At 67.0% G+C, this 4,682-nt stretch carries 5 protein-coding genes; 3 read left to right on the forward strand and 2 right to left on the reverse strand.

Features of this window, described 5'->3' with window-relative positions; all coding sequences use genetic code 11:
* The coding region (locus tag ACL02S_RS23945; protein ID WP_412804755.1) for a hypothetical protein at positions 1-404 on the reverse strand (404 nt) is incomplete at its 3' end.
* Positions 405-864: 460 nt separating this feature from the next.
* On the reverse strand, positions 865-1,221 hold the full coding sequence (locus tag ACL02S_RS23950) for a type II toxin-antitoxin system Phd/YefM family antitoxin (protein WP_412804756.1): 357 nt from the start codon (positions 1,219-1,221) through the stop codon (positions 865-867).
* Positions 1,222-1,435: 214 nt separating this feature from the next.
* On the opposite strand from ACL02S_RS23950, the gene ACL02S_RS23955 reads away from it, so the two are divergent.
* From ACL02S_RS23955 to ACL02S_RS23965, 3 genes are all read left to right on the forward strand, one after another.
* Positions 1,436-1,807: a DUF6573 family protein gene (locus tag ACL02S_RS23955; protein ID WP_412804757.1), complete on the forward strand. Its 372-nt coding sequence runs from the start codon at positions 1,436-1,438 to the stop codon at positions 1,805-1,807.
* A gap of 129 nt (positions 1,808-1,936) precedes the next feature.
* Positions 1,937-3,601 carry a ParB/RepB/Spo0J family partition protein gene (locus ACL02S_RS23960; RefSeq protein ID WP_412804758.1) on the forward strand — a complete coding sequence of 555 codons (1,665 nt, stop codon included), beginning with the start codon at positions 1,937-1,939 and terminating at the stop codon, positions 3,599-3,601.
* A 266-nt stretch (positions 3,602-3,867) separates the two neighbouring features.
* Entirely contained in the window at positions 3,868-4,641 is a 774-nt protein-coding gene (locus ACL02S_RS23965; RefSeq protein ID WP_503129073.1) for a DUF932 domain-containing protein, read from the forward strand.
* The last annotated feature ends 41 nt before the right edge of the window (positions 4,642-4,682 follow it).

Below are 4,682 nucleotides of genomic sequence, written 5' to 3' on the forward strand. Positions count from 1 at the left end.
CCTAGGTGTGCGCGTGTGGTGTCGCTGATCTGCCATGTGCTGTGGCCGGTGAGGTGGTTTGCTTGTAGCTGATTCCGGTCTGCTGGGGTGTTGTGTGGGGGGTGGGGGCACGTAGTGGGGGCCGAATTGTGTGTGCGGGTGTTCACCGCGATGTCCAGATTGAGCCACATAGTGGGGTAGGGGACGCGGCTTCTTCGCCATCGGTCGGAGATTTCGCGGGCCTCTTCGTTGAGGGACGCGGCTTCGCCGGGATCGATGTGTTGCTTGCTTTTCTCGCGGAGTGCGTGCATGGACGCGTAGTTGGCACGCAGATGTTGTTCCACGGGATCGGGCACGCCGCGTTGTGCGTAGAAGGCGGGTGTGGTGGGGTCATCGGCCGTGTCGTAGTCGTGCGTCGGGTACATAGGATCACTTCTTCTCGGTCTCTCGGTTGCTGTGCTGGGTACGGAAATTTCGGCACGATGGATTGTGATGGTGGGGTGGCCCGGTGCGGGGTGGTGATGTCCACCGACTGTGCGTCACACGGGTTTCGCTCGATCGTGGATCTTGTTGCGTGGTGTGCGGTGGGGTCTGTCACGGTGTCAGCGGCCATGTGCCGCCCCGCTGGTGGTCACCGGATCCCCCCCGGATTCCCCTAGGAATCCTTGATCCTTCAGGCCAAGGGGGACGTCAATGCCCCGTAGGGTGGGACAGGCGCATAACCTCGGTGTATGCGTAGGCGCGGGCAGTGACCGCGTCGGCGATGTCGGTGGTGTCGTTTCACCTCTTCGAGGTGGACGCGCCGCTGAACCCACTGCGCGGCAATCTCCTCGCGGGCTTGTTCGGCGCGTTCCTGATGGCCTGGCCTGGACTTGACGGGGCCGGTCAGTCGGTGGCGAGGTCGCCGAGCTCGGGCAGTGCTTCGAGCGCCCAGTCGTAGGGGGCCAGGACCACTTCGGGCTCGGAACTGCCGTGCCAGGTGATCATCGTGTGCCGGCCGCGGAGGGAGGCATCCTCGCGCCGGGCCCGCAGGTTCTCGCGCACCTCGTGTGAGGAGTTGGTCTGTTGCTTGTCCTCGCTCACCGGGGCGTCTGCGGCGGCACGCTGCCACAGCGAGTACGGCAGCAGGGCGGCCGCGGGCTTGCCGCGCTGGAGGATCGCCAGCGCCTCGCCGCTCCGGACCCGGTCGAGGGTCGTCGTCCAACCCGATCGGAACAGCGTTTTGCTGGGCACGAACTCCATGTTGTGGAGTTTACCAAGTACCCCAACAGTGCTACGGCAAGGAGCCGGCCGCGCGAATCTGCTATCTACCTGCGGTTTTTCTATCAAAAGTGACATGGCTCATGCCTTCCTGGGGGTCTGCAAGTTCGTGAACTTGGGGAACTTGGGGTATTATTGAGTATGTCAGGGGGAAGCCGAAACCGGCAAGTCCCCACCAACACAAGGAGATCGGCAGATGTTCGAGAACGCCGAAGTGATCCACAGCTACACCCGCGCCCAGGCCATCGCCGACGGGTTCCTGTTCGATGTGACCGAGGCCGCCCGCGCCGAACGGTTCCGGCTGCCCGTCGCGCTGGCCTTCTACGCCTACGCCGAGGCGATCGACTACGACGGCAACACCGATGCCCACACCGCGCGGATCACCGCTGTTCTGAGCGCGGCCCGCGCGGCAATCGGTGATTGGCCCGAGTCGGCGTATCGCGGCGAGTTCCGGATCGATCGCGGCGAGGGCGGCGCGGAGCCTGATGTGCTCACCCTCATCGCGCACTGTGGGCCCGGCGACCAGGGCGAGCCCGTGATCACGATCATGCGCCCCGCCGACGATTGAGCCACTCAGTGCACCGGGCGCGCGGGCCGCCGCCCGCGTGTTCGTGACCAGGGCAGAAAGCGAGGGACCGGGCGGCGCCCACCTGCCCGGTCCCTCGAACCCCAACACCGTACAGCAGGAGAACACATCATGACCAGCACCACGATGGCCCCACCGGCCGCCGCCGCTACCGTCGACGAGGCCCCGAAGGCCCCGCCGACGCGCGAGTTCCTCCCCGAGGTCGACCCGAACACCCTCGATATCGGCGGCAACGTCCGCGAGGTCGAGGAATCGGCCGCGAACACGATCGACGATTGGGCCGGATTCGTCGCAGACATCGCCGAAAACGGTGTCGAGCACGTTATCACGGCATTCCGCCGCAGCAGTGACAACGGGTTGCAGGTACTGGACGGGCAGTTGCGCACGCTGGCCGCGCGTGAAGCAGGCCGAACGGTGCCGGTGCGCGTTGTCGCCGTCGATATCAGCGAACTGGACCGGATCAGCCACCAGTACCGCGCCAACAAGTTCCACCACGAGATGACCGCCGCCGACGAGGCGAAGGCCATTCAGGATGTGCTGGATCTCGGGGTCGCCCCGACGAAGGCGGCCAAACACCTGCGTGTCGATATCAAGGAGGTGAAAGCCGTTCAGGCGCTGTCGAAATCGGCGGCCGCGCGGTCACTGGTCGGTGAGGGACAGATGTCGCTGACCGAGGCCGCGGCCGCCGCCGAGTTCGCCGACGACGAAGCCGCCACCGCGCGGCTGGTCGCGGCCGCCGGGCGCGGAGGATTCGACCACGCCCTAGCCCTGGTCCGCGCCGACCGCGACGCCGAGAACGCCCGCGCCGAGGTGATCGCCGGGCATCGAGCGAAGGGATTCGAGGTGCTCGAGGAGGACGTGTCATACACCGAGTACGCCAGCGCGACCCCGTTTCACCTGCTGCGCGTCGACGCCGAGCGTCGACCGGCGACGGCGGAGGACATCAAGAACCCAGCGAACTGGGCGGTGTACTTCGTCGAGGAAGAGCAGGTGACGCTGGCCGCGACCGGCGAAGAGGTCAACTACTACCGGGTGGACTGGCGAACCAGCAACGACCCGCACGCGGTCGCCCGCAAGGGTTGCCTGCACGCCACGGAGGTGCAGGTCGAAACCCGCCTTGAGCCGTCGTACTACTGCCGCGACGCTGCCGCCGAGGGGTTGCGGGCGGTGCTCGGGCGAGACACGGTCAAGGACGCGGAGTCGATCACGGCCGAGAAGGCGGCCAAGGCCGCCGCCGCGCAGCGCTCCGGGCTGTGCAACGAGCTGGCACGCACGGCAACGCCGGTGCGCCGGAAGTGGGTCGGCGACCGACTCGCCAAGGGGCTGCCCGTCGGTGCCCTGCTGTGGGCGGTGCGTGTGCTCACCGAGCAACCGGGCCTCATCAGCGAGAACGCCGCCGCCGCCATCGCCGCGAAGCTGGCAGGGACGAAGGGCTACGCGCTGCCGACCGGCGAAGCCCGCAGCAAAGCCGCCATCGACCGCGCCGCCGAGCGCGCGCAAGTGGTTGTGGTGGCGATGGTCCTGGGCGCGATCGAGGCGCGAATGCAGCCCAACGAGAAGTCCCCGCACTACTGGCGCGGCGGGACGCTCACCGCAGGAGCCAACCCCGAGCGTCGGCGCGGACTCATCGCCGATTACCTTGCGCTGCTGGCAAGTTGGGGATACCCGCTGTCGAGGATCGACGCCGTAGCACTCGGCACCGCCGATATCGACGAGGTCGCCGCCGAGGCCAAGGCGGCCAGGGCAGCGGCGAAGAAGACCACCGAGAAGAAGTAGCCAGCCCGGAAGGACGACCACGAGGGGCCGGAACCGTGAATGAACGGGTTCCGGCCCCTCGCCGTTGGCCGACCTGACCCGTCGACAAGTGAGCTAACCCACAGCTATGCAACTTGGGGAACTTGGGGAACTTGGGGTAATATTGTTGGCAGAGGGGCGGAGAGGCCGCCCCACTGCTCAGGAGGAACGAAATGTCCGCTCTCGCAACCCGCTTCGGTGCCAAGGCTGTTACCTACCGGCAGAACCGGCCGCTGACCGACGCCGAGATGCAGCGCTACGCACCGAGCATCTTCACCACCGAGGCCCACGAGTCGCGATCGGAGCGCTACGGCTTCATTCCGACCATCGAGGTGCTGCGCGGCCTCGAGCGCGAAGGGTTCCGCCCGTTCGCGGTGGCTCAGACCCGGACCCGCGACGAGGGGCACCGCGACTACACCAAGCACATGATCCGGCTGCGCCACGCCAACACCGTCGAGGCCGCCGAGGCGAACGAAATCGTGCTGCTGAACTCGCACAACGGCACCAGCGCCTATCAGATGCTCGCCGGAATGCTGCGGTTCGTGTGCGCGAACGGGATGGTGGTCGGCGACATCGTCGAAGACGTCCGCGTGCGCCACTCCGGCAACGTCGCCGATGAGGTGATCGAAGGCGCGTACACCGTCCTCGATCAGTTCGAGGTGGTCGAAGACAGCCGCGAGCAGATGAAGGCGCTGACGATGGCACCGGCCGAACAGGCACTGTTCGCCGAGGCCGCCCGGATCGCGCGCTGGGGTGACCCGACCGAGAGCCCGGCCAACTATGCCCCGATCGCCGCTCAGTCGCTGCTACGTCCACGCCGCGTCGCCGACAGCGGTGACGATCTGTGGTCGACGTTCAATCGCGTGCAGGAGAACGTCATTCGCGGCGGACTGAGCGGACGCACCCGCACCGACACCCGGACCCGCACCCGCACGGTCAACAGCGTCACCACCGACGTGAAACTCAACCGGGCACTGTGGCACCTCGCCGAAGGGATGCGCGAACTCAAGGCCGCCGCCTAGCCCTGAGCCGGTTCGCCGATGACACACGGGGCCCGGGCAGC

The sequence above is a fragment of the Nocardia spongicola genome, from assembly GCF_047200775.1.
Lineage (GTDB): Bacteria > Actinomycetota > Actinomycetes > Mycobacteriales > Mycobacteriaceae > Nocardia.